This is a genomic window from Paraburkholderia sp. BR10954 (assembly GCF_040965775.1).
GTDB lineage: Bacteria > Pseudomonadota > Gammaproteobacteria > Burkholderiales > Burkholderiaceae > Paraburkholderia > Paraburkholderia youngii.
Genome location: NZ_JBFRCK010000011.1, coordinates 1 through 26,244, shown reverse-complemented (window position 1 = coordinate 26,244; position 26,244 = coordinate 1). Strand labels below are relative to the sequence as shown.

The 26,244-nt window shown below is 62.9% G+C and carries 27 protein-coding genes and 1 rRNA gene; 16 read left to right on the top strand and 12 right to left on the bottom strand.

The window, feature by feature from the left end; all coding sequences use genetic code 11:
- Window positions 1-4: 4 nt before the first annotated feature.
- The 11 genes from AB4Y34_RS17250 to AB4Y34_RS17200 all read left to right on the top strand — a co-directional run bounded on the left by AB4Y34_RS17250 (window position 5) and on the right by AB4Y34_RS17200 (window position 9,037).
- Window positions 5-1,495: an NADH-quinone oxidoreductase subunit M gene (locus AB4Y34_RS17250; RefSeq protein ID WP_176366885.1), complete on the top strand. Its 1,491-nt coding sequence runs from the start codon at window positions 5-7 to the stop codon at window positions 1,493-1,495.
- Between the two features lie 24 nt (window positions 1,496-1,519).
- A complete protein-coding gene (gene nuoN / locus AB4Y34_RS17245) occupies window positions 1,520-2,992 on the top strand; it encodes an NADH-quinone oxidoreductase subunit NuoN (protein WP_368716709.1) in 1,473 nt (490 codons plus the stop codon).
- A complete protein-coding gene (locus AB4Y34_RS17240) occupies window positions 2,992-3,288 on the top strand; it encodes a DUF2818 family protein (protein WP_018420024.1) in 297 nt (98 codons plus the stop codon). The genes nuoN and AB4Y34_RS17240 overlap by 1 nt, the downstream gene beginning before the upstream one ends.
- 43 nt (window positions 3,289-3,331) lie before the next feature.
- Complete coding sequence (locus tag AB4Y34_RS17235) at window positions 3,332-3,922, top strand: NUDIX domain-containing protein (protein WP_013088948.1); 591 nt, start codon at window positions 3,332-3,334, stop codon at window positions 3,920-3,922.
- Window positions 3,923-4,215: 293 nt separating this feature from the next.
- Complete coding sequence (locus AB4Y34_RS17230; RefSeq protein WP_254905816.1) at window positions 4,216-4,461, top strand: hypothetical protein; 246 nt, start codon at window positions 4,216-4,218, stop codon at window positions 4,459-4,461.
- Between the two features lie 63 nt (window positions 4,462-4,524).
- Window positions 4,525-5,049 carry an AlpA family transcriptional regulator gene (locus AB4Y34_RS17225; protein WP_176380828.1) on the top strand — a complete coding sequence of 175 codons (525 nt, stop codon included), beginning with the start codon at window positions 4,525-4,527 and terminating at the stop codon, window positions 5,047-5,049.
- Window positions 5,050-5,265: 216 nt separating this feature from the next.
- Window positions 5,266-5,691 carry a DUF1178 family protein gene (locus AB4Y34_RS17220; protein WP_013088951.1) on the top strand — a complete coding sequence of 142 codons (426 nt, stop codon included), beginning with the start codon at window positions 5,266-5,268 and terminating at the stop codon, window positions 5,689-5,691.
- Window positions 5,692-5,739: 48 nt separating this feature from the next.
- Window positions 5,740-6,936, top strand: coding sequence for an acyl-CoA dehydrogenase family protein (locus tag AB4Y34_RS17215; protein ID WP_368590378.1), 1,197 nt, complete (start codon window positions 5,740-5,742; stop codon window positions 6,934-6,936).
- A gap of 10 nt (window positions 6,937-6,946) precedes the next feature.
- Window positions 6,947-8,074 carry an acyl-CoA dehydrogenase family protein gene (locus AB4Y34_RS17210; protein WP_368716708.1) on the top strand — a complete coding sequence of 376 codons (1,128 nt, stop codon included), beginning with the start codon at window positions 6,947-6,949 and terminating at the stop codon, window positions 8,072-8,074.
- Window positions 8,075-8,108: 34 nt separating this feature from the next.
- Entirely contained in the window at window positions 8,109-8,567 is a 459-nt protein-coding gene (locus tag AB4Y34_RS17205; protein WP_176380831.1) for a MaoC family dehydratase, read from the top strand.
- Window positions 8,564-9,037, top strand: a complete 474-nt coding sequence (locus AB4Y34_RS17200; protein WP_368716707.1) for a MaoC family dehydratase — start codon at window positions 8,564-8,566, stop codon at window positions 9,035-9,037. Before AB4Y34_RS17205 ends, AB4Y34_RS17200 begins: the two co-directional genes overlap by 4 nt.
- A 99-nt stretch (window positions 9,038-9,136) precedes the next feature.
- Here the strand turns inward: AB4Y34_RS17200 and AB4Y34_RS17195 are convergent, their stop codons facing one another.
- The 6 genes from AB4Y34_RS17195 to AB4Y34_RS17170 form a co-directional block, all read right to left on the bottom strand.
- Entirely contained in the window at window positions 9,137-9,838 is a 702-nt protein-coding gene (locus tag AB4Y34_RS17195; protein WP_368716706.1) for a glutathione binding-like protein, read from the bottom strand.
- A 126-nt stretch (window positions 9,839-9,964) separates the two neighbouring features.
- A complete protein-coding gene (locus tag AB4Y34_RS17190; RefSeq protein WP_368590383.1) occupies window positions 9,965-11,224 on the bottom strand; it encodes an acyl-CoA dehydrogenase family protein in 1,260 nt (419 codons plus the stop codon).
- A 57-nt stretch (window positions 11,225-11,281) separates the two neighbouring features.
- The gene (locus AB4Y34_RS17185; RefSeq protein WP_368716705.1) at window positions 11,282-12,388 is read right to left on the bottom strand and encodes a phosphotransferase; all 1,107 of its coding nucleotides are present in this window, start codon (window positions 12,386-12,388) and stop codon (window positions 11,282-11,284) included.
- A gap of 20 nt (window positions 12,389-12,408) precedes the next feature.
- Entirely contained in the window at window positions 12,409-13,125 is a 717-nt protein-coding gene (locus AB4Y34_RS17180; protein WP_368716704.1) for a histidine phosphatase family protein, read from the bottom strand.
- Between the two features lie 21 nt (window positions 13,126-13,146).
- Window positions 13,147-13,935 (bottom strand): oxepin-CoA hydrolase, alternative type, encoded by a 789-nt coding sequence (locus tag AB4Y34_RS17175; RefSeq protein ID WP_176366877.1) that lies wholly within the window; start codon window positions 13,933-13,935, stop codon window positions 13,147-13,149.
- Entirely contained in the window at window positions 13,932-15,488 is a 1,557-nt protein-coding gene (locus tag AB4Y34_RS17170) for a 3-hydroxyacyl-CoA dehydrogenase (protein ID WP_176380837.1), read from the bottom strand. Before AB4Y34_RS17170 ends, AB4Y34_RS17175 begins: the two co-directional genes overlap by 4 nt.
- A 127-nt stretch (window positions 15,489-15,615) precedes the next feature.
- On the opposite strand from AB4Y34_RS17170, the gene AB4Y34_RS17165 reads away from it, so the two are divergent.
- Window positions 15,616-16,263 carry a glutathione S-transferase gene (locus AB4Y34_RS17165; protein WP_368716703.1) on the top strand — a complete coding sequence of 216 codons (648 nt, stop codon included), beginning with the start codon at window positions 15,616-15,618 and terminating at the stop codon, window positions 16,261-16,263.
- Between the two features lie 109 nt (window positions 16,264-16,372).
- Here the strand turns inward: AB4Y34_RS17165 and AB4Y34_RS17160 are convergent, their stop codons facing one another.
- Entirely contained in the window at window positions 16,373-17,545 is a 1,173-nt protein-coding gene (locus AB4Y34_RS17160; RefSeq protein WP_368716702.1) for a pyridoxal phosphate-dependent aminotransferase, read from the bottom strand.
- A gap of 137 nt (window positions 17,546-17,682) precedes the next feature.
- The gene (locus AB4Y34_RS17155) at window positions 17,683-18,198 is read right to left on the bottom strand and encodes a putative toxin-antitoxin system toxin component, PIN family (RefSeq protein WP_176380840.1); all 516 of its coding nucleotides are present in this window, start codon (window positions 18,196-18,198) and stop codon (window positions 17,683-17,685) included.
- Between the two features lie 57 nt (window positions 18,199-18,255).
- Here AB4Y34_RS17155 and yaaA point away from each other — a divergent pair, with 57 nt between their 5' ends.
- Window positions 18,256-19,038 carry a peroxide stress protein YaaA gene (gene yaaA, locus AB4Y34_RS17150; RefSeq protein WP_368716701.1) on the top strand — a complete coding sequence of 261 codons (783 nt, stop codon included), beginning with the start codon at window positions 18,256-18,258 and terminating at the stop codon, window positions 19,036-19,038.
- Between the two features lie 51 nt (window positions 19,039-19,089).
- Window positions 19,090-20,256 carry a carboxypeptidase family protein gene (locus AB4Y34_RS17145; protein WP_176121333.1) on the top strand — a complete coding sequence of 389 codons (1,167 nt, stop codon included), beginning with the start codon at window positions 19,090-19,092 and terminating at the stop codon, window positions 20,254-20,256.
- 113 nt (window positions 20,257-20,369) lie between these two features.
- Here the strand turns inward: AB4Y34_RS17145 and AB4Y34_RS17140 are convergent, their stop codons facing one another.
- The 4 genes from AB4Y34_RS17140 to AB4Y34_RS17125 form a co-directional block, all read right to left on the bottom strand.
- A complete protein-coding gene (locus AB4Y34_RS17140; protein ID WP_176380843.1) occupies window positions 20,370-20,984 on the bottom strand; it encodes a BspC domain-containing protein in 615 nt (204 codons plus the stop codon).
- A gap of 174 nt (window positions 20,985-21,158) precedes the next feature.
- Entirely contained in the window at window positions 21,159-21,833 is a 675-nt protein-coding gene (locus tag AB4Y34_RS17135; protein WP_176380858.1) for an energy-coupling factor ABC transporter permease, read from the bottom strand.
- Window positions 21,834-21,959: 126 nt separating this feature from the next.
- A complete protein-coding gene (locus AB4Y34_RS17130) occupies window positions 21,960-22,841 on the bottom strand; it encodes a LuxR C-terminal-related transcriptional regulator (RefSeq protein WP_368716700.1) in 882 nt (293 codons plus the stop codon).
- 257 nt (window positions 22,842-23,098) lie between these two features.
- A complete protein-coding gene (locus AB4Y34_RS17125; RefSeq protein ID WP_368716699.1) occupies window positions 23,099-24,313 on the bottom strand; it encodes a DUF2863 family protein in 1,215 nt (404 codons plus the stop codon).
- A gap of 271 nt (window positions 24,314-24,584) precedes the next feature.
- On the opposite strand from AB4Y34_RS17125, the gene AB4Y34_RS17120 reads away from it, so the two are divergent.
- On the top strand, window positions 24,585-25,700 hold the full coding sequence (locus AB4Y34_RS17120; RefSeq protein WP_176380859.1) for an AI-2E family transporter: 1,116 nt from the start codon (window positions 24,585-24,587) through the stop codon (window positions 25,698-25,700).
- A 466-nt stretch (window positions 25,701-26,166) separates the two neighbouring features.
- Window positions 26,167-26,244 (top strand): 16S ribosomal RNA (locus AB4Y34_RS17115); the annotation flags it as partial.

Below are 26,244 nucleotides of genomic sequence, written 5' to 3'. Positions count from 1 at the left end.
ACTCATGCACGCTTATCCGATTCTCAGCATCGCGATCTGGTTGCCGATCTTCTTCGGTCTGCTGGTCCTCGCGATCGGCAACGACGAGAACCCCGCTCCAGCGCGCTGGATCTCGCTGATCGGCTCGGTCCTGAGCTTCCTCGTCACGCTGCCGCTGATCACCAGCTTCGATTCGAGCACCGCCGACCTGCAGTTCGTCGAGCAGGCGAACTGGATCCAGCGCTTCCACATCATGTATCACCTCGGCGTGGACGGCATTTCGATGTGGTTCGTCTCGTTGACCGCGTTGATCACGGTGATCGTCGTGATCGCAGCGTGGGAAGTGATCACGAAGAACGTCGGCCAGTACCTCGCGGCCTTTCTGATCCTGTCGGGCATCATGGTCGGCGTGTTCAGCGCGGCCGACGGCATGCTGTTCTACGTGTTCTTCGAAGCGACGCTGATCCCGATGTACATCATCATCGGCGTGTGGGGCGGGGCGAACCGTGTGTACGCGGCGTTCAAGTTCTTCCTGTACACGCTGGCGGGCTCGCTGCTGATGCTGGTTGCGCTGATCTATCTGTACAACGAGACCGGCTCGTTCGACATTGCCACGTGGCAGCACGCGCAGATCGCGATGACGCCGCAGGTGCTACTGTTTATCGCGTTCTTCCTGGCCTTCGCGGTGAAGGTGCCGATGTGGCCGGTGCACACGTGGTTGCCGGACGCGCACGTGGAAGCGCCGACCGGCGGCTCGGTGGTGCTGGCCGCGATCATGCTGAAGCTCGGTGCGTACGGTTTCCTGCGCTTCTCGCTGCCGATCACGCCTGATGCAAGCCATTTCCTCGCACCGGTCATCATCACGCTGTCGCTGATCGCCGTCATCTACATCGGTCTCGTTGCGATGGTGCAGGCCGACATGAAGAAGCTGGTCGCGTATTCGTCGATTGCGCACATGGGCTTTGTCACGCTCGGCTTCTTTATCTTCAATCAGCTCGGCGCGGAAGGCGCGATCGTGCAGATGATCTCGCATGGCTTCGTGTCGGGCGCAATGTTCTTGTGCATCGGCGTGCTGTACGACCGCATGCACTCGCGTCAGATCGCCGACTACGGCGGCGTCGTCAACGTGATGCCGAAGTTCGCGGCGTTCGTGATGCTGTTCGCGATGGCGAATTGCGGCTTGCCGGGCACTTCCGGTTTCGTCGGCGAATTCATGGTGATTCTGGCCTCCGTCCAGTACAACTTCTGGATCGCGAGTGGCGCGGCAGTCACGCTGATTCTCGGCGCGGCCTACACACTGTGGATGTACAAGCGCGTGTACTTCGGCGCGGTCGCGAACGACCACGTGAAGAACCTGCTCGACATCGACCGTCGCGAATTTTTCATGCTGGCAGTGCTCGCCGCACTGACGCTGTTCATGGGCCTGTATCCGAAGCCCTTTACCGATGTGATGCACGTATCCGTGGAAAACCTCCTCTCCCACGTTGCGCAATCGAAGCTGCCGTTGCCTCAGTAACGACGAGCGGAGGAATTTAAGACCATGCAAAACGCCCCTATGACTGCTCTGTTGCCTGACGCATTGGTGATGTTCGCCATTGTCATCGCGTGGCTCAACGACACGTTCGTCGGCCCGGAGGGTCGCCGTACCACGTATTTCATCGCGTTCTTCTCGACGCTCGTCGCCGGGATCTGGTTCGCGGTGAATGCGTTCGACCCGCAAGTGCATTACTTCTTCGATCACATGTACGTGGTCGATCCGTTCGCCAACGTGATGAAGGCGGTGGTGTCGCTCGGCTACGCGGTGACGATCGTTTATTCGCGTCGCTACCTCGAAGACCGTAACCTGTTCCGCGGCGACTTCTTCCTGCTCGGCATGTTCTCGCTGCTCGGCCAGATCGTGATGATCTCGGGCAACAACTTCCTGACGCTGTATCTCGGTCTGGAACTGATGTCGCTGTCGCTGTACGCGGTGATCGCGCTGCGTCGCGAAGTGGCGTCGTCGAACGAAGCGGCGATGAAGTACTACGTGCTCGGCGCGCTGGCTTCCGGTTTCCTGCTGTACGGTGTTTCGATGCTGTATGGCGCGACCGGCTCGCTGGACCTGAACGAAGTGTTCAAGGCGATTAACACGAGCCACTACGATCCGACCGTGCTGCTGTTCGGCGTGATCTTCATCGTGGCGGGCGTGGCGTTCAAGATGGGCGCGGTGCCGTTCCATATGTGGGTGCCCGACGTGTACCAGGGCGCACCGACGGCGATGACGCTCATCGTCGGTGGCGGTCCGAAGGTCGCCGCGTTCGCGTGGGGTCTGCGTTTCCTCGTGATGGGCCTGCTGCCGCTGGCGGTCGAATGGCAACAGATGCTGGTGATTCTGGCGGCGCTGTCGCTGATCGTCGGCAACATCACCGGCATCGTGCAGCGCAACGTCAAGCGGATGCTCGCGTATTCGGCGATTTCGAACATGGGCTTCGTGCTGCTCGGCCTGCTCGCCGGCGTGGTCGATCAGAAGACCACGGGCGCTGCGGGCGCGTACGGCTCGGCGATGTTCTACAGCATCGTCTACCTGATCACGACGCTCGGTACCTTTGGCGTCATCATGCTGCTCGCGCGCCGCGACTTCGAAGCGGACACACTGGAGGACTTCAAGGGCCTCAATCAACGAAGCGCGGTATTCGCGTTCGTGATGATGATCATGATGTTCTCGCTCGCGGGTATTCCGCCGGCAGTCGGCTTCTACGCGAAGCTCGCCGTGCTGCAAGCGACGATGAACGCCGGCCTGACCTGGCTTACCGTGCTCGCGGTGATCACGTCGCTGTTCGGCGCGTTCTACTACCTGCGTATCGTCAAGCTGATGTACTTCGACGAGCCGCAAGACAAGTCGGCGATCGTGGCGGACACGAGCACGCGCGCGTTGCTCGCGTTGAACGGCGTCGCCGTGCTGGTGCTCGGTATCGTGCCGGATCCGCTGTTGCGCGCCTGCCTGCAGGCGATCCAGCACACGCTGTTGCTCTGATGTCCGCTGCGGGCTGGTTTATCGTGCTGTTGGCGCTAGTCGGCGCCAACCTGCCGTTCCTGAATCAGCGCCTCTTCGCCGCGGTGCCGTTGAAAGCGGCGAAGAAAAGCGCCTGGCTCCGGATTGCAGAATTAATCGTGCTGTATTTCGTGGTCGGCGCGCTGGGCTTTCTGCTCGAAGCGCGCGCGGGAAATCGCTTCGAGCAGGGCTGGCAGTTCTATGCGATCACGTTCGCTCTGTTCGTCGTGTTCGCTTTTCCCGGCTTTACCTTCCAATATCTCGTCAAACGCCGCTGACGGCGTCTCGCCGTCGCGCGCCTGGCTGTTCCGAGGTCCGCACATGGCTGAACTTCCCAATCACGACGCCGCGCTAACCGAGACTTGTATCGACAGCAAGACGGTCCATCAGGGGCCGTTCATGACGGTCAAGTACGATACGGTCCGACTCCCGGACGGCAAACATGCGACGCGCGAATACGTTCAGCATCCGGGCGCCGTCATGGTGATCCCCTTGTTCGATGACGGTCGCGTGCTGCTCGAAAGTCAGTATCGCTATCCGATGGGCAAGGTGATGGTCGAATATCCGGCCGGCAAGCTCGACCCGAACGAGGGCGCGCTGGCGTGCGCGGTGCGGGAACTGCGCGAGGAAACCGGCTATACCGCGCGCGAGTACGTGTACCTGACACGGATCCACCCGATCATTTCTTACTCGACCGAATTCATTGATATCTATCTGGCGCGGGGCTTGACCGCGGGCGAGCGCAAGCTCGATGAAGGTGAGTTTCTCGAACTGTTCACCGCGACCGTGGAGCAAGTGTCCGAGTGGGTGCGCACGGGCAAGATCACCGATGTGAAGACGATCATCGGTACTTTCTGGCTCGAGAAAGTGCTGTCGGGCACGTGGCCGACTGAGGCGCCCGAGACGGTGTAAGTTCGCGTCAGCCCGGTAGCTGATTTAACCAAGCCCCTGTTGGTCGATGACCGGCAGGGGCTTTGTCATTGGCTCCGCCGTTTCTTTCTGGCTAAACAGAATGCCGTTTCCTATGCCATCTGGCTGGCTCGTCGTGGCCCTGCCGGCCGGCTAGTATGAACTCTCCGATCACCGAGGCCGCCGTCGATTTTGTTTGGGATAGCCGACGCTACTCACCTGAGTGATCTGATTCCGGTTCAATCGCAGGTTGTCAATTGACAACTCGAAATTGAGCGGCTACATTGGAGGTGTCGATGGTTCGAGGAAGGCACAAGAAGAAAGAGATCGAGGCCGCATTGGCGTACGCGGAGCAGCACGGCTGGCGCGTTCAGGACGGCGGAAGAGGTCATGCGTGGGGAAAAATCTATTGCCCGTACAAAGACGCCGAATGTCGGTGCGGAGAGTTCTGTATATCGAGCGTTTGGAGTACGCCGAAGAATCCCGGCAATCACGCCAGACATCTGCGGCGCATCGTCGGCAACTGCGCGGCACGGCGCTAGTGTGTTCGTAGGGAGCAAACAGGAATCGCAATAACCTGGGCTCAACAAAGACAGGAGTAACGTATGGAATATGTGTTCACGTTGAAGTACCGCCTCGCCGCGGAAGATTGCGATGCAGACGCAATCGTCGAGCGGTTGGGCGAAGCGGGGTGCGACGACGCCACGATTGGCGTCGGGCAACCAGGCCGCCTCGCGCTGCTTTTCAGCCGTGAAGCCACGAGCGCATTCGAGGCTGTCACCAGCGCGCTCAAGGACGTGAAACGCGCTGTGCCGTCCGCGCAACTGGTCGAGGCAGGACCTGACTTCGTGGGGCTGACCGACGTGGCCGAAATGGCGGGAGTGTCGCGGCAAAACATGCGCAAGCTGATGCTGAACAACGCCATCGACTTTCCGCCCCCGGTCCACGAAGGCAGTGCGTCGGTGTGGCATCTGACGGACGTCCTCGAATGGCTGACCGCGCGCGGCGGGTACGAGATTGAGATTGGTGTCGCGGATGTCGCAAAACTGGCGAAGCAGATCAATCTGACGAAGGAGGCCCGTCAGATTGAACCGCGCGTGAGTCGTCAACTCGGCAATCTCGTGGTGTAGCGGTGCGCCGCAAGCGGGCCGGAGAACCGAGCAAATGTGGCACCGGTTACCGCTCGGGCCGCCTTCGGCAGCACATGCCGTAAAGCGTTAAAATCGCGCACCCACGCGATATTCCGTTGCGGCAGCTGGCGGCTGTGCGTCGGCCCAAAGGTTTTACGAACGATCGTTCACAAATTTCCATTTTGCGCTAAACTGGCACGCAAGCCCTGATTCCACATGAAGGTCCTCGATTTACAGTGTCCGCATGGCCATCGGTTCGAAGGCTGGTTCGCTTCGGCTGATGACTTCGAGTCGCAGCAGTCCCGCAAGCTCGTCGAATGTCCGATCTGCGGTGCGCACGAGGTGAGCCGTTTGCCGTCGGCACCGCGTCTGAATCTGTCGGGCGCGACCGACTCAAAAGCGCCGGCGGGCATGGAGCAAATGCAGGCGCACATGATTCGCGCGCTGCGCGAGGTACTGGAGAAGACCGAGAACGTGGGCGACCGCTTCGCCGAGGAAGCGCGGCGCATTCACTACAACGAAGCGCCCGCGCGCAGTATTCGTGGTGTCACCACACCCGAGGATGCGCGTGCCTTGGTCGAGGAAGGCATCGAAGTGATGCCGCTGCCGGTCCCGGCTGCCCTGAAGGAACCACTGCAGTAGCGCGGTGGCTCCAGGCGGCTGGGTGGTGGCGGCCAGGAGACACTACGCATGAATCTGGACTATTCCCCCGCTGAAGACGCGTTCCGCGCCGACATCCGCGCCTGGCTCGAAGCGAATCTGCCTCGCGAGCTGAGCGACAAGGTTCTCAATCACAAACGTCTTTCCCGCGAAGACTTCGCAAGCTGGCACAGGCTGCTCGGCACGCGAGGCTGGTCGGCGGTCGCGTGGCCGCGCGAATACGGCGGCCCCGGCTGGGACGCGACCCAACGACATATCTGGGAAGAAGAGTGCGCGCGTGTTGGCGCACCTACCGTGCTACCTTTCGGCGTGTCGATGGTTGCGCCGGTGCTGATGAAGTACGGCAACGAGGCGCAGAAACGCCACTATCTGCCGCGCATTCTCGACGGCACGGACTGGTGGTGTCAGGGCTATTCGGAGCCCGGGTCGGGTTCCGACCTTGCGTCGCTGCGCACCCGCGCCGAGCGTGTCGGTGATCATTACGTGGTCAACGGTCAGAAAACCTGGACCACGCTCGGCCAGCACGCCGACATGATGTTCTGCCTCGTGCGCACCGACAGCGGCGCCAAAAAGCAGGAGGGCATCTCGTTCCTGCTGATCGACATGAAAACGCCGGGCATCACGGTGCGGCCAATCATCACGCTCGACGAAGATCACGAGGTCAATGAAGTGTTCTTCGAGGACGTCAAAGTGCCGCTCGACAATCTGGTCGGCGAAGAAAATCGCGGCTGGACCTATGCGAAATATCTGCTCGGTCACGAGCGTACCGGCATCGCGCGAGTCGGTGCGTCGAAGCGTGAACTGGTGTTTCTCAAACGTGTCGCGCTGAATCAGAAAAAGAACGGCAAGCCGCTGCTGCACGATCCGGTGTTTGCGGCAAAGGTCGCGAGTCTCGAAATCGAGTTGATGGCGCTCGAAGTCACCGTGCAACGCGTGGTGGCGAACGAGGCGGGCGGTCGCGGCCCGGGCCCGGAAGCGTCGATGCTGAAGATCAAGGGCACGGAAGTGCAACAGGGACTCACCGAACTGATGTTCGAAGCGATCGGACCGCTGGCCGCGCCGTTCGACGTGCCGTTCCTCGAAGGCGAACGCGAGCACAGTCTTGCCGGCGACGACGATGCCGCGCCGCTTGCCGCGTACTACTTCAACTTCCGCAAGACGTCGATTTACGGCGGCTCGAACGAAATTCAAAAGAACATCATCGCGCAGATGATTCTCGGACTTTGAGGAGCGGCGCATGGACTTCACTTTCAACGACGAACAGCAGCAATTTGCCGATGCGCTGCGCCGCTATCTCGAGAAGAGCTACGGCTTCGAAGCGCGCCAGGCAATCGTGCGCTCGGAGGCGGGCATATCGGCCGATCATTGGGCAGCGTTCACCGAGTTGGGACTGACCGCGTTGCCGGTGCCAGAAGCGCAGGGCGGCTTCAACGGCGGCCCGATCGACATGCTCGTGGTCATGCAGGAACTCGGCCGCGCGCTCGTCGTCGAGCCGTATTGGGCGACCGCGGTCGGCGTTGAAGCACTGCGGCTCGCCGGAACCGGCGACGGCGAAGATGCCGCGCTGCTCGAACGGGCGGCCCAGGGCGAAGCCAAACTGGCCGTGGCGTTTCATGAGCCGCATGCCCGCTACGATCTGTTCGACCTCGCGACGACCGCGAGCGGGCAGGGCGCGCAGCATACGCTGAGCGGCAGCAAATCTGTCGTGCTGCACGGTGCGCAGGCGGACCACTGGATCGTACCGGCGCGCCTCGATGGCGAGATCGCGCTCTTCGTCGTCGCGCGCGACGCGACCGGCGTCATGCTTACCGAGTACCGCACCATCGACGGTCAACGCGCCGCAACTCTCGAATTCAACGGCACGCCCGCGCGCCGGCTCTCCGGCGAACATGCGGGGGCGGCAACGCTCGAGCAGATCGCCGACTACGGCACGCTGCTGCTGTGCGCGGAGGCGATCGGCGCGCTCGACGCGCTCAATCACGCCACCGTCGAATATACGAAAACGCGCCAGCAGTTCGGTCAGCCGATCGCGCGTTTTCAGGCACTGCAGCACCGCATGGTCGAGATGCTGATCCACGCGGAGCAGGCGCGCTCGATCACGTATCTCGCAGCGATGCGCTACGCGAGTGAAGACACGAACGAGCGCCGTCGCGCGATCTCCGCGGCCAAGGTTCGGCTCGGCCAGGCCGCGCGTTTCGTCGGTCAACAGGCGGTGCAGTTGCACGGCGGCATGGGTGTCACGAACGAAGTGGCGGCCGCGCACCTGTTCAAGCGCCTCGCGATCATCGAGACCACGCTCGGCGACGTCGATCATCATCTCGCGCGGTTTGCCACGCTGCCCGGATTTGCGGTCGCCGAAGTCTGATCGGGCCGTTCCACCGAACCAAGGAGGTGCACTGATGAAAATCAGTTTCGAAGACATGGAAGTGGGCACGAGCCACGAAATCGGCAAGCACACGTTCACGCGCGAGGAGATCGTCGAGTTCGCGCAGAAGTTCGATCCGCAGCCGTTTCATCTCGACGAAGCCGCCGCGGCCGAATCGCCGTTCGGCGGCCTCGTAGCGAGTGGCTGGCACACGTGCTCGGTGATGATGGGCATGCTCGTGCGCAAGGTGCTGGCGGATTCGACGTCGATGGGTTCGCCCGGCATCGACGAGATTCGCTGGTTAAAACCGGTGCGAGTCGGCGACACGATCACGATGATGAACGTCATCGTCGCTAAGCGCGTGTCGCAGAGCAAGCCCGATCGCGGCATCGTGTCGACGCGCTGGGAGGGGATCAATCAGCACGGCGACACGGTGATCACGGTGCGCTCGAACGGCATGTTCGGCCTGCGCAATCCGGGAGCGGCGGCATGACGGCGAGCGCGGCGACCGCCGCCTTCGACAGTGCGGACGCTCTGCGCGCGCTCGTCGGCGCGCAGCCGCTCGTCAGCGAATGGCTGAGCGTCGATCAGGACAGGGTCAACCGTTTCGCCGAGGCGACCGGCGATCATCAGTGGATTCACATCGATCCCGAGCGGGCCAAACGCGAATCGCCGTTTGGCGGGCCGATCGCGCATGGGTTTCTGACGCTGTCGCTGATTCCGGCTTTGCTCGGCGAGACGCTGAGAATCGAGCAGCGCATGGGCGTGAACTACGGCTTGAACCGCGTGCGTTTCATGTCGCCGGTACTCGTGGGGTCGTCGCTGCGTGGGAAGTTCGCCGTCGAATCGGTGACCGACGTAGACAACAACGGTGTGCAAGTCGCGTGGAACGTGACGCTGGAGCGTCAGGGCGGTGAACGACCGGTGTGCGTCGCGGAGTTCATCACCCGGCATTACTTCTAGCGCTCGCCCTTCGCAGATGAAATGAAAAAGCGCGAGCCGGCGGGCATGCCGCTCGCGCTTTCTGTTTGTGTCCAGTCGCGTCAGGGAGACGGCCCGCAACTAGTGTTTCGCGTACTGCGTCGCGCCGAACAGAATCTCTTTCGCCTTGTCGTCCATCAGCGGCACGCGCGCGGAGGCGAGCACGTCGACGCCGCGCACTACCGCCGGCCGCGCGGCGATCTCTTCATGCCAGCGCTTCACGTTCGGCAACGAATCGAGATCGACGCCCTGATTGTTCCACGAACGGGTCCACGGAAACGCGGCGATGTCCGCGATCGTATAGTCGTTGCCCGCGAGGTAACTCGTCTTGCCGAGTTGCGTGTCCATCACGCCGTACAGGCGTCGCGCTTCGTTGGTGTAGCGATTGACCGCGTATTCGATCTGCTCGGGTGCATACACGCGGAAGTGATGCGTTTGGCCGAGCATCGGACCAAGCCCGCCCATCTGGAACATCAGCCATTGCAGTGCCGCATAGCGCCCGGCCGGGTCGGTCGGTAGAAACTTGCCGGTCTTCTCGGCCAGATAAATCAGGATCGCACCCGATTCGAATAGCGCGAACGGCCGTCCGTCGGCGGTTTTCGGACCTTCGGAATCGACCAGCGCGGGAATCTTGTTGTTGGGACTGATAGCGAGAAATTCGGGCTTGAACTGGTCACCGGCACCGATATTCACGGCATGCACGTTGTAGGGTAGGCCCGTCTCCTCGAGCATGATATGAACCTTGTGGCCATTCGGGGTCGCCCAGCTATAGACATCGATCATCCTGGCTCCTTATTCGTCAAAGCGGCGCCGCAAAGAGGGCGCCGCCGTTGTCGAAAATTAGAGCATAGATCGCGCGATGCTGCTTGCAGTGACCTCAACGGCCGCACTCGCTTTGGGCCGAAGCACTCAAACCCGCGTGACCGGCATTTCCACGCGAGCCGCCGCACCCGCATCCATATGACGCGCGAGTTCGAGCTTGGCGATCGCGTTGCGGTGCACTTCATCGGGGCCGTCGGCGAAACGCAGCGTGCGCGCCGACGCATACGCATACGCGAGCGGGAAATCGTCGCTGACACCGCCGCCGCCGTGCGCCTGAATCGCCCAGTCGATCACCTGACACGCCATGTTCGGCGCGACCACCTTGATCATCGCGATCTCGCCGCGCGCGCCCTTGTTGCCGACGGTGTCCATCATATACGCGGTCTTCAACGTGAGCAGACGCGCCTGCTCGATCATGCAGCGCGCTTCGGCGAGACGCTCCTGCGTGACGCCTTGCGACGCAACCGGCTTGCCGAACGCGACACGTTGCAGCGAGCGCTTAGCCATCAGTTCGAGCGCGCGTTCGGCGAGACCGATCAGGCGCATGCAGTGATGGATGCGCCCCGGGCCGAGACGGCCTTGCGCGATTTCGAAGCCGCGGCCTTCGCCGAGCAGCAGGTTGGTGGCGGGTACGCGCACGTTGTCGAGCGTGATCTCCATGTGGCCGTGCGGCGCGTCGTCGTAACCGAACACCGTGAGCGGACGATGCACGGTGATGCCGGTCGCGTCGGCGGGCACGAGGATCATCGACTGCTGCTGATGGCGCGGCGCGTCGGGATCGGTTTTGCCCATCACGATATAGATCGCGCAGCGCGGGTCGCCCGCACCCGACGACCACCACTTGTGGCCGTTGATCACGTAGTGGTCGCCATCGCGCACGATGCTGGTCTGGATATTCGTCGCATCCGACGACGCGACCTCCGGCTCCGTCATCAGAAACGCCGAACGGATCTGCCCTTGCAGCAACGGTTCGAGCCACTCGCGCTTGTTGTCTTCGCTGCCGTAGCGCTCGATCGTCTCCATGTTGCCGGTGTCCGGCGCGTTGCAGTTGAACACTTCGGGCGCCCAGGGCACGCGGCCCATGATCTCGCACAGCGGCGCGTATTCGAGATTCGTCAGGCCGGCTCCGCGCTCCGATTGCGGTAGGAACAGATTCCACAGGCCGGCATCGCGCGCCTTCTGCTTCAGTTGTTCGATCAGTTCGGTGGGTACCCATGCGTTGCCGTTCTGGCGATTGCGCGCGATCTCCGCATAGAACGCTTGCTCGTTCGGGTAAATGTGCTCGTCGAAAAAGGCGAGCAGTTTTTCGCGCAACGCCTGGACCTTCGGGGTGTAATCGAAATTCATCTGGGACCTCGCGGGTAACGGACTGCGAATAATCGGAAGCAGGGCGAGCCCTCGTGCCTAGAGAACCTTCTGCGCGTAATGCCAGGCCAGTTCGGCCATCGGCTTCGCGCGCCGGCCGGCGTCCAGCGCCTGCGCGCTCGACGCGGTACCGTCGACTGCGCGCTTCATGATCCCTTGCAGGATCGCGGCGATGCGGAACATGTTGTAGGCCAGATAGAAATTCCAGTCGCCACGAATCTCGAGGCCAGTGCGTTGGCAATAACGCTCGACGTACCGCGCTTCATCGGGAATGCCGAGCGCGGCCCAATCGAGTCCCGCGATGCCGCGGAACTGCGCCGGGTCGACATGCCATGCCATGCAGTGATACGCGAAGTCGGCGAGCGGATCGCCGAGCGTCGACAGTTCCCAGTCGAGCACCGCGAGCACGCGCGGCTCGTTGCGATCGAAGATCAGGTTGTCGAGCCGGTAGTCGCCGTGCACGACCGACACGCGCTCGTTCGTTTCGGCCGGCATATGCTGCGGCAGCCAGTCGATCAGCCGATGCATCGCGTCGATCGGTTCGGTCTCGGATGCCAGATATTGCTTGCTCCAGCGGCCGATCTGGCGCGCGAAGTAATTGCCTGGCTTGCCGTAGTCGGCCAGGCCGGCCGCGGCGACGTCGACGCTGTGCAACGCCGCGATCACGCGATTCATTTCGTCATAGATTGCAGCGCGCTCGGTGGCCGTCATGCCGGGCAGCGATTGGTCCCACAGCACGCGGCCTTCGACGAACTCCATCACGTAGAACGCGCGGCCGATCGCGCTTTCGTCCTCGCATAGTGCGAGCATCCGCGCGACCGGCACGTCGGTGCCGGCGAGCGCGTGCATCACGCGATATTCGCGTTCGATCGCATGCGCGGACGGCAGCAGCTTCGCGGCGGGTCCGGGCTTCGCGCGCATCACGTACGAGCGCTTTGGCGTGATCAGCTTGAACGTGGGATTGGATTGTCCGCCCGCGAATTGCTCGAGCGTGAGCGGTCCCGCGAAGCCGTCGACATGTGAGGCCAGCCACGCGGCGAGCGCGTCGTGGTCGAAACGTTGCCGCTCGTTGACCGGGCGGGTGCCCTCGAAAGCCGAGTAGTCCTGTTTGCCTGCGGGTTCGCCGGTCTGCGTGGCTTGCGCCATGTGTCTCCTCCAGTTCGGTGTCAGCTACGCTGGAATCGGATGAATTGTGCGTAGAGGATTTCCATCGTGGTGTTGCGAACGTCGCGATGCAACGGCGACGGCGGTGAATAGTTGAGCATGCGCAGCACCCAGTCGCGCGGCGCGGCGCCGACGTCGAGCGCATTGATGCAGCCGGTCGCCTGCGACAGATGACCGAAGAAGGTGCGGCCGCCCGCCGTCAGCGCGTGCGACAGGATCGCGCGATTGACGCCGCCGTGCAGCACCAGCAGGAGGGTGTCCCACGACGTGTCCTCGCGCAGCGCCGCGACGGCCGGGAGCACGCGATCGAACAGCTCGCCGATCGTTTCGCCGTCGAGAAAGCGCATGCTCTCCGGCACGATGCCGTCGAACACGCCGAGAAACGCCGCCTCGATATCGCTCGGCGGAATGCTGCCGAGCCGCCCGCCGCGAATCTCCTGCAATGCGGGCTCGATCTCGGGTTCGATCTGCTGACCCGTTTCGACGAGCACGCGCCGCGCGGTTTCGATCGTGCGCGGCAAGCCGCTGACGACCACGCGGTTGAAGCGCACCTGCTGCTCGGCGAACACGCGGCCCGCCGCGCTCGCCTGCTCGCGGCCGTTCGCGTTCAGCGGCACGGTTTCGGGATCGATCGCGCGGCCGGAGTCGTCGAAGTAGGTGACGTCGCCGTGACGCATCAGGAAGATGCGGCGCCGTTTCGGCAGTTGATAGTCGGGCATGTCGGGCGGCTCTCTCGTCGCTTATCTGTAAATCGGCGCGCGCTTTTCGAGGAACGCGCTGATGCCTTCGAGACCGTCGCGATGATGCAGCGACGCGACGAAGTTGTCGCGCTCGGCGACCAGCTGATCCGCGAGCGGCTGCGTGCCGGCCGCGGCGATCAGCCCTTTGATGCGGGAGACCGAATTGGGCGAAATCGCGCCGAGCTCGTCGGCCCACGCAAGCGCGTTATCGAGCGCGGCGCCGGCTTTGGTGAGCCGGTTGACGACGCCGAGTTCGTGAAGACGCGCGGCGCCGATCGGTTTGGCTTCGATCAGTACCTCGGTGGCCAGTTGGCGCGGCAGCGACTGCGCGAGGAACCACGAGCCGCCGCCGTCGGGCGTCAAGCCGACGCGCGCGTACGACATCGCGAACTTGGCGTTGTCCGCGGCGACGATCAGATCGCAGGCGAGCGCGAGCGAAAATCCCGCGCCGGCCGCCGCGCCTTCCACCGCGGCAATGACCGGCTTCGACGACAGGCGCAGCGCCGAGATCCATTGAGCGAGCATGTCGATGCTATCGGCCTGCACGGACGGATCTTTCGCGCGATTTTCGAGCAGCCGGTTCAGGTTGCCGCCCGCGCAGAAAAAGTTGTCGGCGCCGGTGATCACGACGGCACGAATCGACGGATCGCGCTCGACGGTATCGAATGCCTCGATGCCGGCCGCGTACATATCCGGATGCAGCGCATTGCGCGCACCGGGATTCGAGAGCGTGAGGACCAGCGTTGATTCGCTGCTGGCGGGGCGCGAAGCGAGCAGGGCGGCGCTCATGATTGGGTCTCCGTTTGAATGTCGGCGGCGTCTCGCTGGGTGAGCGAGAGGCCGAGTTGCGCGCGTCTTGCGAGCCACGGCGACGGCCGATAGCGCGGTTCGCCGAGCACGCTGTGCATGTTGCGCAGGATCGTGAGAATGGTGGCGGCGCCGAGCGCATCACCGAGCGCGAGCGGTCCGCGCGGATAGCCGAGACCGAGCATCACGGCGAGGTCGATGTCCTCTGGCGTTGCGATCTGCTTTTGCGCAATGTCGCAGCCGATATTGACGATTGTCGCGACCACCCGCTGCGCGACGAAGCCGGTCGAATCGCGGATCACGGTGACGGGGATGCCGTCGGCCGCGAACAGCGCATGCGCGCTGTCGCGCGCGGCGCGTGTCGTGGCCGGCGTGGTCATCAGCGTGCGGCGTTGCGCGCCGACGAGCGGGAAGAGTGCGTCGACGGCGACGACGCGGCTCGCGTCGAGCGCTTCGTCGACCGCTGCGGTGGTCGCGTCGTGGCCGAACGGCGTGACGACGATCAGCGAACTGGCGGCGGGCGTTGCGCCTTCGTCGAGCTTCACACCCGCTTTGCCGACCAGTTGCACGACGGCCTCATACGCGTCGCGATAGCGCCGGCTGACCCACACGCTTTGCGGCAGCGTGGCCGGCGCGGGTGCTTCGGCGGGAACCTGTTGTTTGCCGTCCACGTAGCGATAAAAACCTTCGCCGCTCTTGCGGCCGAGCAGTCCGCCCGACAGCCGCGTGCCCGTAATCGGCGACGGCGTGTAACGCGGTTCTTCGTAGAACTGGTGATAGATCGACTCCATCACCGGATGGGACACGTCGAGCGCGGTCAAGTCCAGCAGTTCGAATGGGCCGAGGCGAAAGCCGGCCTGCTCGCGCATGATGCGATCGATGTCCGCAAAGCTCGCGATACCTTCGCTCGCCACGCGCAAGCCCTCGGTATTCATGCCGCGGCCCGCGTGATTGACGATGAAGCCGGGCATGTCCTTCGCGCGCACCGGCGTGTGGCCCATACGGCGGGCGAGATCCATCAGCGCGTCGCCGGCCTCGGGGTCGCTGCGCAGTCCGTCGATCACTTCGACGACCTTCATGAGCGGCACCGGATTGAAGAAGTGATAGCCGACCACGCGTGACGGATCGGTGCAGCCCGCGGCAATCGCGGTGATCGACAGCGACGACGTATTCGACGCGAGGATGCAGCGGCCGCTGACCACGGTTTCGAGCTCGCGAAACAGCGCCTGCTTCACCTCGAGCTTTTCGACGATTGCCTCGACGATCAGATCGCAGCCGACCAATTCGCTCACCGCTTGCACGCCGCTGACGTTGGCGAGCGCGGCGAGCGAGCGCGACTGCTCGAGCTTGCCTTTGGCCGTCAATTTGGCGAAAGTCTCCGCGAGATAGTCGCGCGCGGCGCCGACGGCGGCCGCGTTGGTGTCGTAGAGCCGCACACGCAGGCCAGCGAGCGCCGCGATCTGCGCGATCCCGCGGCCCATCGCGCCAGTGCCGACGATGCCGATGGTCTCGATGCTGAAATTGCGAGAGTTCATTGAGATGCCCGACTCCATGGTTATTTTAGAATAGCACGATCGTGCAGTTTCTTGGATGATTCGATGGAAAGCCGCTGCTTCGACCTCGACGCGCGGTCTCACACACCATGACACAAGGAGACGCCCGATGATCAAGCTGTGCGGTTTTGCACTTTCCAACTACTACAACAAGGTCAAGTTCGTGCTGCTCGAGCATGGCATCGAGTTCGAGGAGCACCTCGTGAAGCCGAGCCAGGACGAAGCGCTGCTCGAGCATTCGCCGCTCGGCAAGGTGCCATATCTGCAGACCGAGCACGGCGATCTGTGCGAGTCGCAGTGCATCGTCGAGTACCTGGCCGCGCGTTTTCTCGACAAGCGGATCTTCTCCGCCGATCCGTGGCAGGCCGCCAAGGAGCGCGAAATGATCTTCTTCGTCGACGTGCATCTCGAGTTGACGGTGCGCAATCTGTACAAGGAAGCGTTTTTCGGCGGCACGGTCAGCGACGCGACGAAAGGGCGCGTCGAGAAGCTGCTCACGCATCACATCGCCGGCTTCAAGCGGATCGCGAAGTTCGCACCGTATCTGTGCGGCGAGCAATTCAGCGTCGCGGATACCGCCGGTTACGTGAGCCTGCCGCTCGTCGGTATGGCGACACAGACCATTTACGGCCGCGATTTTCTGCTCGAAGCAGGGATCGACTGGAAGAGCTACGTGAAGACGATCAACGCGCGGCCGGCTGCGCAGCGCGTGACCGAAGATCGCAAGGCCTGTGTCGCGGCGTCGCGGGCGTCCTGAGGGGATGACGGCAGTGCGGTGAAGCGCGCATGGGTGTGAAGGGCACATCCGTGCCGCAAAGCGCGATGGCGAGGAACGCAGGTTCGTTCGTGGCATCGCGCAAGGCATCCTAGAGCCGCGTGAGCCGTTCGAGCGCGGTAGCGAGCGTGCCTTCCTGCTTGGCGAAGCAGAAGCGCACGACGCCCGACTCGTGAGCCTCGTGATAGAACGCCGAGACCGGAATCGCCGCGACGCCGATCTCGCCGGTCAGCCATTGCGCGAATTCGGCTTCAGGCAGGTCGCTGATCGCAGAATAGTCGACGCACTGAAAGTACGTGCCCGTGCACGGCAGCAACCGGAAGCGCGAATTCGCGAGGCCCGCGCGGAAGAAGTCGCGCTTGCGCTGATAGAACGCCGGTAGCTCCACATACGGCGCCGGGTCCAACATGTAATCCGCGAGGCCGATCTGCATCGGCGTGTTGACGGTGAACACGTTGAACTGGTGCACTTTGCGGAACTCGGCGGTCAGCGCGGCGGGCGCGGCCACATAGCCGACTTTCCAGCCGGTCACGTGGTAGGTCTTGCCGAAGCTCGACACGACGAAGCTGCGCTGCGCGAGTTCCGGGTAACGCGCGACGCTTTCATGCGGCGCGCCGTCGTAGACCATGTGCTCGTACACCTCGTCGGACAGGATCAGCACGTTGGTGCCGCGCACGATCTCCTCGAGCTTGCGCATATCCTGTTCGCGCCATACCGTGCCGGTCGGATTGTGCGGCGTGTTGATCATGATGAGCCGCGTCTTCGGCGTGATCGCGGCGGCGAGCTTGTCGAACGGGATTGCGTAGTCGGGTGCGTCGAGCGTGACGAAGACCGGCTTGCCGCCCGCCAGTTCGATCGACGGCAGATAGCTGTCGTAGGTCGGTTCGATCACGATCACTTCGTCGCCCGCATGGACCGTGCAAAGAATCGCGGTCAGCAACGCCTGCGTGGCGCCCGCGGTCACGGTGATTTCGCTGTTCGCGTCGTAGCGGCGGCCGTACAGATTCGCGATCTTGTCCGAAATCGCCTGACGCAGCGGCAGCACGCCGGCCATCGGCGGATATTGGTTGTGGCCCTCGCGCATCGCGTTCGCGACCGCGTCGACGATGCGCGGATCGCAGGCGAAGTCGGGAAAGCCCTGACCCAGGTTGACCGCGCCTTTTTCCGCGGCGAGCGCGCTCATCACGGTGAAAATCGTCGTGCCGACGTTCGGCAGGCGAGACGGAAACGTGGGGCTCGTGGGCGTGTCGTGCGGTGCGTTCATGGCTTCGTGGGTAGCGGGGCGATAAGGTTGGCCTGGTTTGTCCGGATTCTCGAACTGTGTTGCGATGGGCGAAGCCTGATTGTAGGGAATCGCGACACGCTGTGCGCGCCGTGGGCGTTACCTACGGGCGGCCGGCTTCACGCGCTGACGGCCTCGCCCCCAGCATTCTGCACGATGCCGACTTCTGCGGCGAACGGTGCCGGCGGGGCGATCCTGAAGCCGAAATCGCGCGCGATGCGTTTCGCGAGCTTCAACACCGCACGGTCTTTCGACACGAGCCAGTCGGCCCGTGCCGCATGCGCGAGCTCGAGAAACTTCTGGTCGTCGCGATCCTTGCATTGGGGCAGTGGCCGGGCGTGATCGGAGGACTCGGTCGGCTCGGGTGGCCCCGGCGGCTCGAACAGTTGGGCCAGCCGCGCGACCACCGCGAGCGCAGCCGCTTTGTCGACGTTGCGATGCGCGAACTGTGGATAGTCGAGCACGTAGGCGAGCTCGGCGAGGCAACGCGCGTCGATTAGCGCAGTAAGCGCGCCACTTTCGAGCGCGGCGGCGATCGGCCGCGTGTGCGGGTCGTCGAATACGAGAATATCGATCCACACATTGGAATCGAGTACGACGCGCAACGCGCCGCTTGAGGCGAGGGAACCGGGCATTCGTTACAATCGGGCTTTCGTCTTTGACCGCCAGGCACGGCGTGCCTGCAAGCCTCTATGATAATCGTTCTGTCGCCGGCGAAATCGCTCGACTACGACACCCCGCCGCACGTCAAAAAGCACACGATCCCCGATTTCGTCGATGACGCCGCTGAACTGATCAGCGGCCTGCGCCGTTTGTCGCCGCAACAGATCGCTTCGCTGATGAGTATTTCCGATCAGCTCGCGCACCTCAATTTTCAGCGTTACGCGGACTGGTCGCCGCAATTCGGCACGCACAACGCCAAGCAGGCGGTGCTCGCTTTCAACGGCGACGTGTACGAAGGTTTCGATGCGAAGTCGTTGTCGTCGGCCGATCTCGACTATGCGCAAAATCATGTGCGCGTGCTGTCGGGCCTCTATGGCCTGCTGCGTCCGCTCGATCTGCTGCAGCCGTACCGGCTCGAAATGGGCACACGCTTCGTCAATCCGCGCGGCAAGGATCTATACGCGTTCTGGGGCGAGCGGATCACGCACGCGTTGAACGCGCAGTTGAAGAAGAATGCGGACACCTCGCGCGTGCTGGTCAATTGCGCGTCGGGCGAATACTTCAAATCGGTCAAGCCGAAGCTGCTCGACGCGCCGGTGGTCACGCCGGTGTTCGAAGACTGGAAGGGCGGCCGCTACAAGATCATCAGCTTCCATGCAAAACGCGCGCGCGGCTTGATGGCGCGCTTCGCGGTGGAAAACCGCCTCGAGCGTCCCGAGCAGCTGAAGGACTTCGACACCGAAGGCTACGCGTTCAGCGCCGAAGCTTCGAACGACTCCACTTTCGTATTTCGCCGCCGCGTCGCGGAATGAGCATGTCGCTGCACTAACAAGGCAGCGTGCAATCAGGCAGGGAAGACTCTGATGACCTTATCGATTACGAGCAATTTCGACGCAGGCGCAATCGATGTGCTGTCCTGCGAGGACGCCGGCAATATTCGCCTGCGCGTGCGGCCCGACAGCCACGCCGAGTTCGCGCAGTGGTTCTATTTCCGCCTGTCGGGCGCGGCGGGCGAGCGCTGCGTGATGAGCTTCGAGAACGCCGCCGCGTGCGCGTTCGCGGAGGGCTGGCGCGACTATCGGGCAGTCGCGAGCTATGACCGCGTGAACTGGTTTCGCGTGCCGACCTCGTACGACGGCCGCGTGCTGACGATCGACCATACGCCCGATTTCGACAGCATTTATTACGCGTACTTCGAACCGTACAGCGAGGAGCGACATGCCGAGTTTCTCGGCGCCGTGCAGCAGATGCCGCACGCGTCGCTGACCGAGCTCGGCAAGACGGTCGAAGGGCGGCCGATTTCGCTGCTCACGCTCGGCACGCCGCCCGCGGACGATGCCGCCAACGCCGCGCCCAAAAAGAACATCTGGCTGATCGCTCGCCAGCATCCGGGCGAGACGATGGCCGAGTGGTTTATCGAAGGGTTGGTGAAGCGCCTCGTGGGCTGGGGTGACTGGGCGGGCGACCCGGTCGCGCGCAAGCTGTACGATCACGCGGTGTTTCACATCGTGCCGAACATGAATCCGGACGGCAGCGTGCGCGGCAATCTGCGCACCAACGCGGCCGGCGCAAACCTGAACCGCGAATGGATGGAGCCGGACGCCGCGCGCAGTCCCGAGGTGCTGGTGGTGCGCGACGCGATCCACGCGACAGGCTGCGACCTGTTCTTCGATATTCACGGCGACGAGGCTTTGCCGTATGTGTTCGTCGCGGGCTCCGAAATGCTGCCGGGCTTCACCGAGCGGCAGGGGCGCGAGCAGAAGGCGTTCATCGACGCGTTCAAGCACGCGAGTCCGGATTTTCAGGACAAGTATGGCTATGCGGCGAGCAAGTATCGCGAGGATGCGTTGAAGCTTGCGTCGAAGTACATTGGCAATGAATTCGGCTGTCTGTCCTTGACGTTGGAAATGCCGTTCAAGGACAACGCGAATCTGCCCGACGAACGCGTGGGCTGGAACGGTGAGCGCAGCGCGTCGCTTGGCGCCGCAATGTTGCAGGCGATTTTGCGTCACGTGGAGACGTTCGCCTGAATGAGCGGACGGCTGAACACAAAAAAAGAGGCCCGCACGGAAAAAGTGCGTGCCTCTTTTTTATTGGGGCGACTGATCGGACGGTGGCGCGGCTCGATCAGCGCCAGATGCGGTTAGCTCTTCTTCTTCGAGCTCTTGTTTGGCGATTTGCTCGACGTCGTGCGCGACGATTGGCCCGAGCCTGATTTCGACGACTTCTTTGGCGTCTTGCCGCCGACCGCGTGCTTGCCTTTGCCGCTTTTGTGCTTGCCCGATCCCTCGCTGCGCGCGCGGTTCGGCGGTACCGGGTCGTTCCAGCTGAACGCGAGCATTTGCGATCCCACGTAGCCGCAGCGGAATTTCAGATCGGCGGGCTCGCCCGAGTTGTTCTGGCGCACACCGACGCCTTCGACGGTGACGATGCTGTCCACCTTGACGCGCTGCTTGCCTTCGTCGAACGAGTCGTTCCACGGCGTGACGGACGAGTGCGCGCTGTCGAACGAACTGGACGGAAATTCGACGTGATCGAACGCGGTCGACGTGCTCGCGACGAAGTCGCCATGCGCGGCGCAGTCCGCGACGAGCGGATCCGCGTGCATTTCGGTGATAAATCGTTTGACGAGGTCGTTGTGCTGTTCGAGCTGATCAGCGAATGCGGGAGCCGCGCAGATGAGCGAGAGACTCGCTGCGCAGGCTGCCAACCGGCCGATCGCCCGCAGCAACCGGCTCGGTACATTGGTGCGATCCATCTAGTTCTTTAGACGCAAATGGGAGATGAGGCAAATAAGATGCCCCGCGCAAGGGTTGAGTTCAATGTTGCTGCAAATATTCTGTCTTGTCCTGATGGGCGTGCCCGGAAAGTCTCCAGCGACGAGGCGCTGATTATCACCGATCCGCCGCACGCGATGCCAAAGCGCGCATTCTCAGGTGCGCGGGCCGCCCAGGCGATAGCGCCGCACGTCGTAGGTGGTAACCCACGCCGGACGATAGACCGCGATCAGCGCGGTCGCCATGCCGGTGAACCATGCTTCGCCGGTGGCGAGCAGCAGCACGCTGAGCGCGTAGCCGACCGGCACCACGGTCATCGAACCGCCGGACACCGCGATATGGAGGCAGAGTGCAGCCGCGGCGGTGAGGGACACGGCGATGGCGGGCGAAACGAAGCCCTGGCCGAAGATGAACATGAAAAGGTTGCGCGGCAGCCACGCGGTGCAGATGCGCTGGAGCAATGTCGACACGGCGACGGGCAGGGCGCCGTACACGAGGAACGTCAGCGCAATGCCTTGCCACGGCGCATCGAAGACAACGGCGGCGAGGCCCGTGACCAGCGCCATCGCGATCAGGGCGAGTCCCCAGTCGAATAGCGTGACGACGAGCGTGGCGCCGAGAAGGTGCATGACGGTGCCGTCGTCGAGCCAGGCGTTGCTCGCCCACAGCACCGACACCGCGACGATTATTGCGAGCCAGACATGCTGGAGCGTGCCGTCCTGAAGTCTTTTGAAAGGATTTTTCCACAGCGCGAGCGCGATCACCATCGCGGTGGCAATCCAGCCACCGACAGCGACCCAGAACGGAAGCGGTGTGTAGAGGAAACCCATGAGTCTCATATTACTCGTTGGAGGACAAAAGGTGTGAGCGGATTCCATGCCAGCCCACCCTCGACGCTGCGCGCATGCCGCTGCGGACATGCGGATGTTCTAACCGTACGCGCGGCGCGACCCGCGTCATGCGGAGTCCGGCCTGACCGACTTCCGCGCGGGCTTGCCGTGTGAGGTTTCACCGTACGACGTGGCGGGCTCCGCGGCCATCGGCAGCGCGCTGCTGGTGTCGCTGCCGGGCAACGGATACTGGAAGCGCGCGCGTTGGCGTCGCCGGAGCGGAACCGGGCCAGGCTGCCCGCGTATGACCGGCCGCGCGCCGTGCTCGCCGTTGTTGCGCAGCACTTGCAAATGATTCGTGAGCCAGCCGTTGTAAAGCGCGACCGCGGCGGCGCGATTAGGTGCGCCGAGTTGCTGGAATATGCTCGTCAGGTGGATCTTGACCGTGCCTTCGCTAATGCCGAGCGTGCGGGCGATCATCTTGTTGGTGCTGCCCATGTGCACGCAGCGCATGATCTGCTCTTGCCGCGGCGACAGCCCGCTCGAGAGTTTGTTGCGGCGGGGCGGCGGACTTTCTTCATCGAACGTGCGGATCGTCGTGTCGGTCGGTAGCGGCGGATCGATCGCCAGCGCGCCGGGCGGCACGTAGTGACCGCCGAGCAGCACCATTTCCAATGCGCGCACGATCAGGCAGGGATCGGTGTCGCGTGGAACGACGCCGAGCACACCCTCGTCCATCAGCGCACGTACGAGCGCGGGCAAGGTCCCGTCGGTGAGCACGCTGATGCGCAGGTCGGGAAAGTGGCTGAGCAGCGCGCGAACTTGTGCAACCGACATCCAGTCCTCCCAGTCGATTACGACGAGATCCGGCCGATAACGCTTGAAAGGACGTTCGAGCAGACGCCATTCGTCGGCCTCGGTGAAGCGCGCCAGCCGGTCGATCTGCCGCAGCAAGGCTTTGAGTCCATCACGTCGTTCTGCATTTGAATTGAGAATCGCGAAGCGCATGCATGTCTCCAGATGTGTCGGGCGAAATGGCGCGACGCATCTGTGGGGTCTCCAGATGTGTCGGGCGAAATGGCGCGACGCATCTGTGGGACTCGTGAAGCTGACTCGATCACGGCGATGCGTCACCGTGCCTATGATGACAAATTCCCTCCGTTTTGACGGCTGTCCAAAAGGCATAAGAAAAGCGGACATTGAACAAAAAAAGCCCCGTCTTTACGGGGCTTTTTCGGGATAAGGCGTGGATGTCGACGTCGAGATCAGTGGAAATGCGGTTGCGCGGGCTGGGCGTCCTCGGGCATTTCCGCGTGGACGATTTCGCCGAGCGGGTCCGCATACAGCGGCACGCCGCAGTCGTCGCAATATTCCGGCTCGAAGCGGCCCGCGTGGCGGCGCACATCCGTGATGCCGGTTTCCTTCAGCAGCGCGACGATTTCCTCTAGCGGCTCGTCCGAGCCGGTCACTTCTCCCGGCTCCTCGTCGATGCCCGCCTCGCCGTTTTCGCGGCCGTAGAGCGGCCACACGACACCGTAGATCACATCGTTGCTGCCCTTGCGCGTGAAGCCGACGCGGTACTCGTCGATGCGCCGTTCACCGAAGCCGGCGACCACCGCGCGCAGATCCTGCGGCGCCGCGCCAATGGTGTCGAAAAGATAACGCACGGCGGTCCGCACAGTGTGCGGACGCACGCTTTCGTCGGCGTCGCGGCAGGCTGAGTAGTAAGCATCCGGCAGCAGACATTCGAATTCACAGCCCGGCAGCACGACCGACAGGTTCGCGCCGCCTTGCGTGGCCCATTGCTCGAGACATTGGCCGCGCTCGATCCGCGTGCCGTGCTCTTCTTCCTGCCACCGAAACGTCGCTTCGCCGACGGGCGCGGCGACTACGGCAAGCAGAAAGCGCGGATCGGCCAGAATCGGCGAAGTCTCCGGCAGATCGCCGAAATTGAGCTTCGCGTTGCCGCCGCTGACCGCGGCTTGCGCAAGTTGTTGGGCGATGCGCCAGGTTTCGACGTGATGGCGCGGCAACTGGTCGATGCTGTACAGGAACGGAGCCATTGCCACTCGCGTGTTCGCGGCGAGCACGTGCGCTTGCAGGTGTGCGCGCAGGGCGTCGGCGGCGTCGGACTTGAGCGGGCCGGACGGGATCACGTAGCGGGTCCAGGCGAGCACGGGAGCTGCGATCAGCAGCGCTTCGTAAGACACGCCTTCGTGTTCGATGACGAACGATTCGCTATGCGTTTCCGCCATGTCGGCCAGCGCGCCGTAGGCATCCGGATGGTTTTGCTGCAGATGGTCGAGCGCGGCGTCCAGCGTAGTCTGGTTGGCGTTGCGCACGACTTTGGCCAGCAGCGCGTCGAGCTTCGCTTCCCAGAAGCGATCTTCGGTACGGCTGCCCGACGCGAAAAGCGCGAGCGAGAGACCGACGAGCTTGTCGGCGTCGGGAGGGAGACGTTTGGCGATTCGCGAGCGCATAAATCCAGAAAAATTGGGGGCACGGAACCTTATATTCTAGTCTTTTCCAGGCAGCTATATGGCTTGGTCGGCAATCTTCGGGCAGATTCGAACTCTTTCATCTCAAAAAATGCGTTCGCCGCTGGCACGTCGCACGCGACTCGTAACGCCCTGGCCGGATGGGATACGACACCCCGGACGCCCGACTCGCTTCTATACTTACGGCGTTTAGCGGGCGCCTGACGGGCGTGTGTCACTTCATCGCCACGTCTGGCGCAACAGGAGTTCCATCGTGAAATCGGACCAATTAATCGAGCGACTAGCCGCCGTATTCGCGTTGATTGTGCTCGTGGGTGGGTCGCTGCTAGTGCTGGCGCCATTTACGACCGCGCTGCTGTGGGGCGCGATCCTCAGCTACAGCTCCTGGGGACTCTACCGGCGACTCACTGGCGTGGTTGGTGGCCGGCGCAAGCTGGCCGCGACCTTGATCGTGCTGATCATTCTAGTCGTGGTGCTCGGGCCGTTCGTCTATGCGGGTTTCGCGTTCGGCACGCATGTTCACGAGATCGTCGCGCTGGTGCAAAGACTGTTCGAGTCGGGGTTGCCCGATCTACCGCCTTGGGTGCAGCGGATTCCGCTGGTCGGTTCGAGCATCGAAGCTTTTTGGGAGCGCTTGACCAGCAGCAATTCTGAGCTGATTGCGCAGTTGCGCACGCTTGCCGCGCCGGCTGGCAAGTGGATTCTGGCGGCGGCGCTGGCGGTGACGCATGGGCTGGGGCTGCTCGCGCTGAGCATCGTGCTTGCGTTCTTCTTTTATACCGGGGGCGAGGGGGCGGCTGCATGGCTGAATGCTGGCATGCGTCGAGTCGCCGGTGAGCGCGCCGAGTATCTGCTGGCGCTGGCGGGCAGCACCGTGAAGGGTGTGGTCTACGGGATTCTTGGTACGGCCCTGGTGCAGGGGGTTCTCGCGGGATTCGGTTTCTGGATGGCAGGCGTACCGGCGCCGGCATTGCTCGGGCTCGTGACGTTTTTTCTGTCGGTGATACCGGGCGGTCCGGTCGTTGTCTGGTTGCCGGCAGCGATCTGGCTCTACCAGGTTGGGTCGACTGGATGGGCGATTTTTCTGGTTGTATGGGGTCTGCTTGTAGTCGGCATGGCGGACAACGTCATCAAGCCGATCCTGATTGGCAAGAACAGTGACATGCCCCTGATTCTGGTCATGCTTGGCATCCTCGGCGGCGCGTTTGCGTTTGGGTTTCTTGGTGTTTTCATCGGCCCAACGTTGTTGGCGGTCGCTCATACCGTGCTGCATGATTGGACGATCGGCGCATCCGGGGCGCAGACGGTGGCGGCAGAAGTCAAAACGCCAGCGATAGACGATCCGGGCCGAGTGGGAAAGGCCCCCTAAGGAAAACCCCAGGATATCACTTGCAAGTTCTGGCCGCGGCGACTAGAATTCCGCTCTTTCGTGCTCCGGACGCCGGGGCGCGGAGAGGCGGGAAGCCTCTGTTGACGAGGGCTTCAGCGGCGTGGGCAGGTTAAGCAAGTGATAAAAACCTGTTGACGATCCGGTGAAAGTTCTCCATAATCTCGCTTCTCTGCTGCAGACGCAGCGACGCAAACGAAGCAGTGCCGGGTGGTGGTTCAGGTGCTGCGGGTTGGGCGGATCGATCTTTAAAAACTAACAGCCGATAAGTGTGGGCGCTTGATGCGGAATGCGGCGGCGGATCCGTATGGATCTGCTGCAAGGCAAAAGTATCAGAAGCCTCACACAGTATTAGAGGAAGGTTTATCTGTCGAAAGACGGATTGATCATCGTCAGTATGTTGAGTGAGCGACCGGGTTCGAAAGAGCCCGAAAACAGTAACAGGTTTGAACTGAAGAGTTTGATCCTGGCTCAGATTGAACGCTGGCGGCATGCCTTACACATGCAAGTCGAACGGCAGCACGGA

What these genes read in the sequence shown, in the direction of transcription:
- AB4Y34_RS17140 (WP_176380843.1), bottom strand. Translation starts at nt 20,984, where the DNA reads ATGGATCGCACCAATGTACCGAGCCGGTTGCTGCGGGCGATCGGCCGG.
- AB4Y34_RS17220 (WP_013088951.1), top strand. Translation starts at nt 5,266, where the DNA reads ATGAAGGTCCTCGATTTACAGTGTCCGCATGGCCATCGGTTCGAAGGC.
- AB4Y34_RS17240 (WP_018420024.1), top strand. Translation starts at nt 2,992, where the DNA reads ATGTCCGCTGCGGGCTGGTTTATCGTGCTGTTGGCGCTAGTCGGCGCC.
- AB4Y34_RS17125 (WP_368716699.1), bottom strand. Translation starts at nt 24,313, where the DNA reads ATGCGCTCGCGAATCGCCAAACGTCTCCCTCCCGACGCCGACAAGCTC.
- AB4Y34_RS17165 (WP_368716703.1), top strand. Translation starts at nt 15,616, where the DNA reads ATGATCAAGCTGTGCGGTTTTGCACTTTCCAACTACTACAACAAGGTC.
- AB4Y34_RS17210 (WP_368716708.1), top strand. Translation starts at nt 6,947, where the DNA reads ATGGACTTCACTTTCAACGACGAACAGCAGCAATTTGCCGATGCGCTG.
- AB4Y34_RS17250 (WP_176366885.1), top strand. Translation starts at nt 5, where the DNA reads ATGCACGCTTATCCGATTCTCAGCATCGCGATCTGGTTGCCGATCTTC.
- AB4Y34_RS17180 (WP_368716704.1), bottom strand. Translation starts at nt 13,125, where the DNA reads ATGCCCGACTATCAACTGCCGAAACGGCGCCGCATCTTCCTGATGCGT.
- AB4Y34_RS17130 (WP_368716700.1), bottom strand. Translation starts at nt 22,841, where the DNA reads ATGCGCTTCGCGATTCTCAATTCAAATGCAGAACGACGTGATGGACTC.
- AB4Y34_RS17170 (WP_176380837.1), bottom strand. Translation starts at nt 15,488, where the DNA reads ATGAACTCTCGCAATTTCAGCATCGAGACCATCGGCATCGTCGGCACT.
- AB4Y34_RS17185 (WP_368716705.1), bottom strand. Translation starts at nt 12,388, where the DNA reads ATGGCGCAAGCCACGCAGACCGGCGAACCCGCAGGCAAACAGGACTAC.
- AB4Y34_RS17200 (WP_368716707.1), top strand. Translation starts at nt 8,564, where the DNA reads ATGACGGCGAGCGCGGCGACCGCCGCCTTCGACAGTGCGGACGCTCTG.
- AB4Y34_RS17135 (WP_176380858.1), bottom strand. Translation starts at nt 21,833, where the DNA reads ATGGGTTTCCTCTACACACCGCTTCCGTTCTGGGTCGCTGTCGGTGGC.
- AB4Y34_RS17230 (WP_254905816.1), top strand. Translation starts at nt 4,216, where the DNA reads ATGGTTCGAGGAAGGCACAAGAAGAAAGAGATCGAGGCCGCATTGGCG.
- yaaA (WP_368716701.1), top strand. Translation starts at nt 18,256, where the DNA reads ATGATAATCGTTCTGTCGCCGGCGAAATCGCTCGACTACGACACCCCG.
- AB4Y34_RS17225 (WP_176380828.1), top strand. Translation starts at nt 4,525, where the DNA reads ATGGAATATGTGTTCACGTTGAAGTACCGCCTCGCCGCGGAAGATTGC.
- AB4Y34_RS17205 (WP_176380831.1), top strand. Translation starts at nt 8,109, where the DNA reads ATGAAAATCAGTTTCGAAGACATGGAAGTGGGCACGAGCCACGAAATC.
- AB4Y34_RS17235 (WP_013088948.1), top strand. Translation starts at nt 3,332, where the DNA reads ATGGCTGAACTTCCCAATCACGACGCCGCGCTAACCGAGACTTGTATC.
- AB4Y34_RS17145 (WP_176121333.1), top strand. Translation starts at nt 19,090, where the DNA reads ATGACCTTATCGATTACGAGCAATTTCGACGCAGGCGCAATCGATGTG.
- AB4Y34_RS17215 (WP_368590378.1), top strand. Translation starts at nt 5,740, where the DNA reads ATGAATCTGGACTATTCCCCCGCTGAAGACGCGTTCCGCGCCGACATC.
- AB4Y34_RS17190 (WP_368590383.1), bottom strand. Translation starts at nt 11,224, where the DNA reads ATGAATTTCGATTACACCCCGAAGGTCCAGGCGTTGCGCGAAAAACTG.
- AB4Y34_RS17160 (WP_368716702.1), bottom strand. Translation starts at nt 17,545, where the DNA reads ATGAACGCACCGCACGACACGCCCACGAGCCCCACGTTTCCGTCTCGC.
- AB4Y34_RS17195 (WP_368716706.1), bottom strand. Translation starts at nt 9,838, where the DNA reads ATGATCGATGTCTATAGCTGGGCGACCCCGAATGGCCACAAGGTTCAT.
- nuoN (WP_368716709.1), top strand. Translation starts at nt 1,520, where the DNA reads ATGCAAAACGCCCCTATGACTGCTCTGTTGCCTGACGCATTGGTGATG.
- AB4Y34_RS17175 (WP_176366877.1), bottom strand. Translation starts at nt 13,935, where the DNA reads ATGAGCGCCGCCCTGCTCGCTTCGCGCCCCGCCAGCAGCGAATCAACG.
- AB4Y34_RS17155 (WP_176380840.1), bottom strand. Translation starts at nt 18,198, where the DNA reads ATGCCCGGTTCCCTCGCCTCAAGCGGCGCGTTGCGCGTCGTACTCGAT.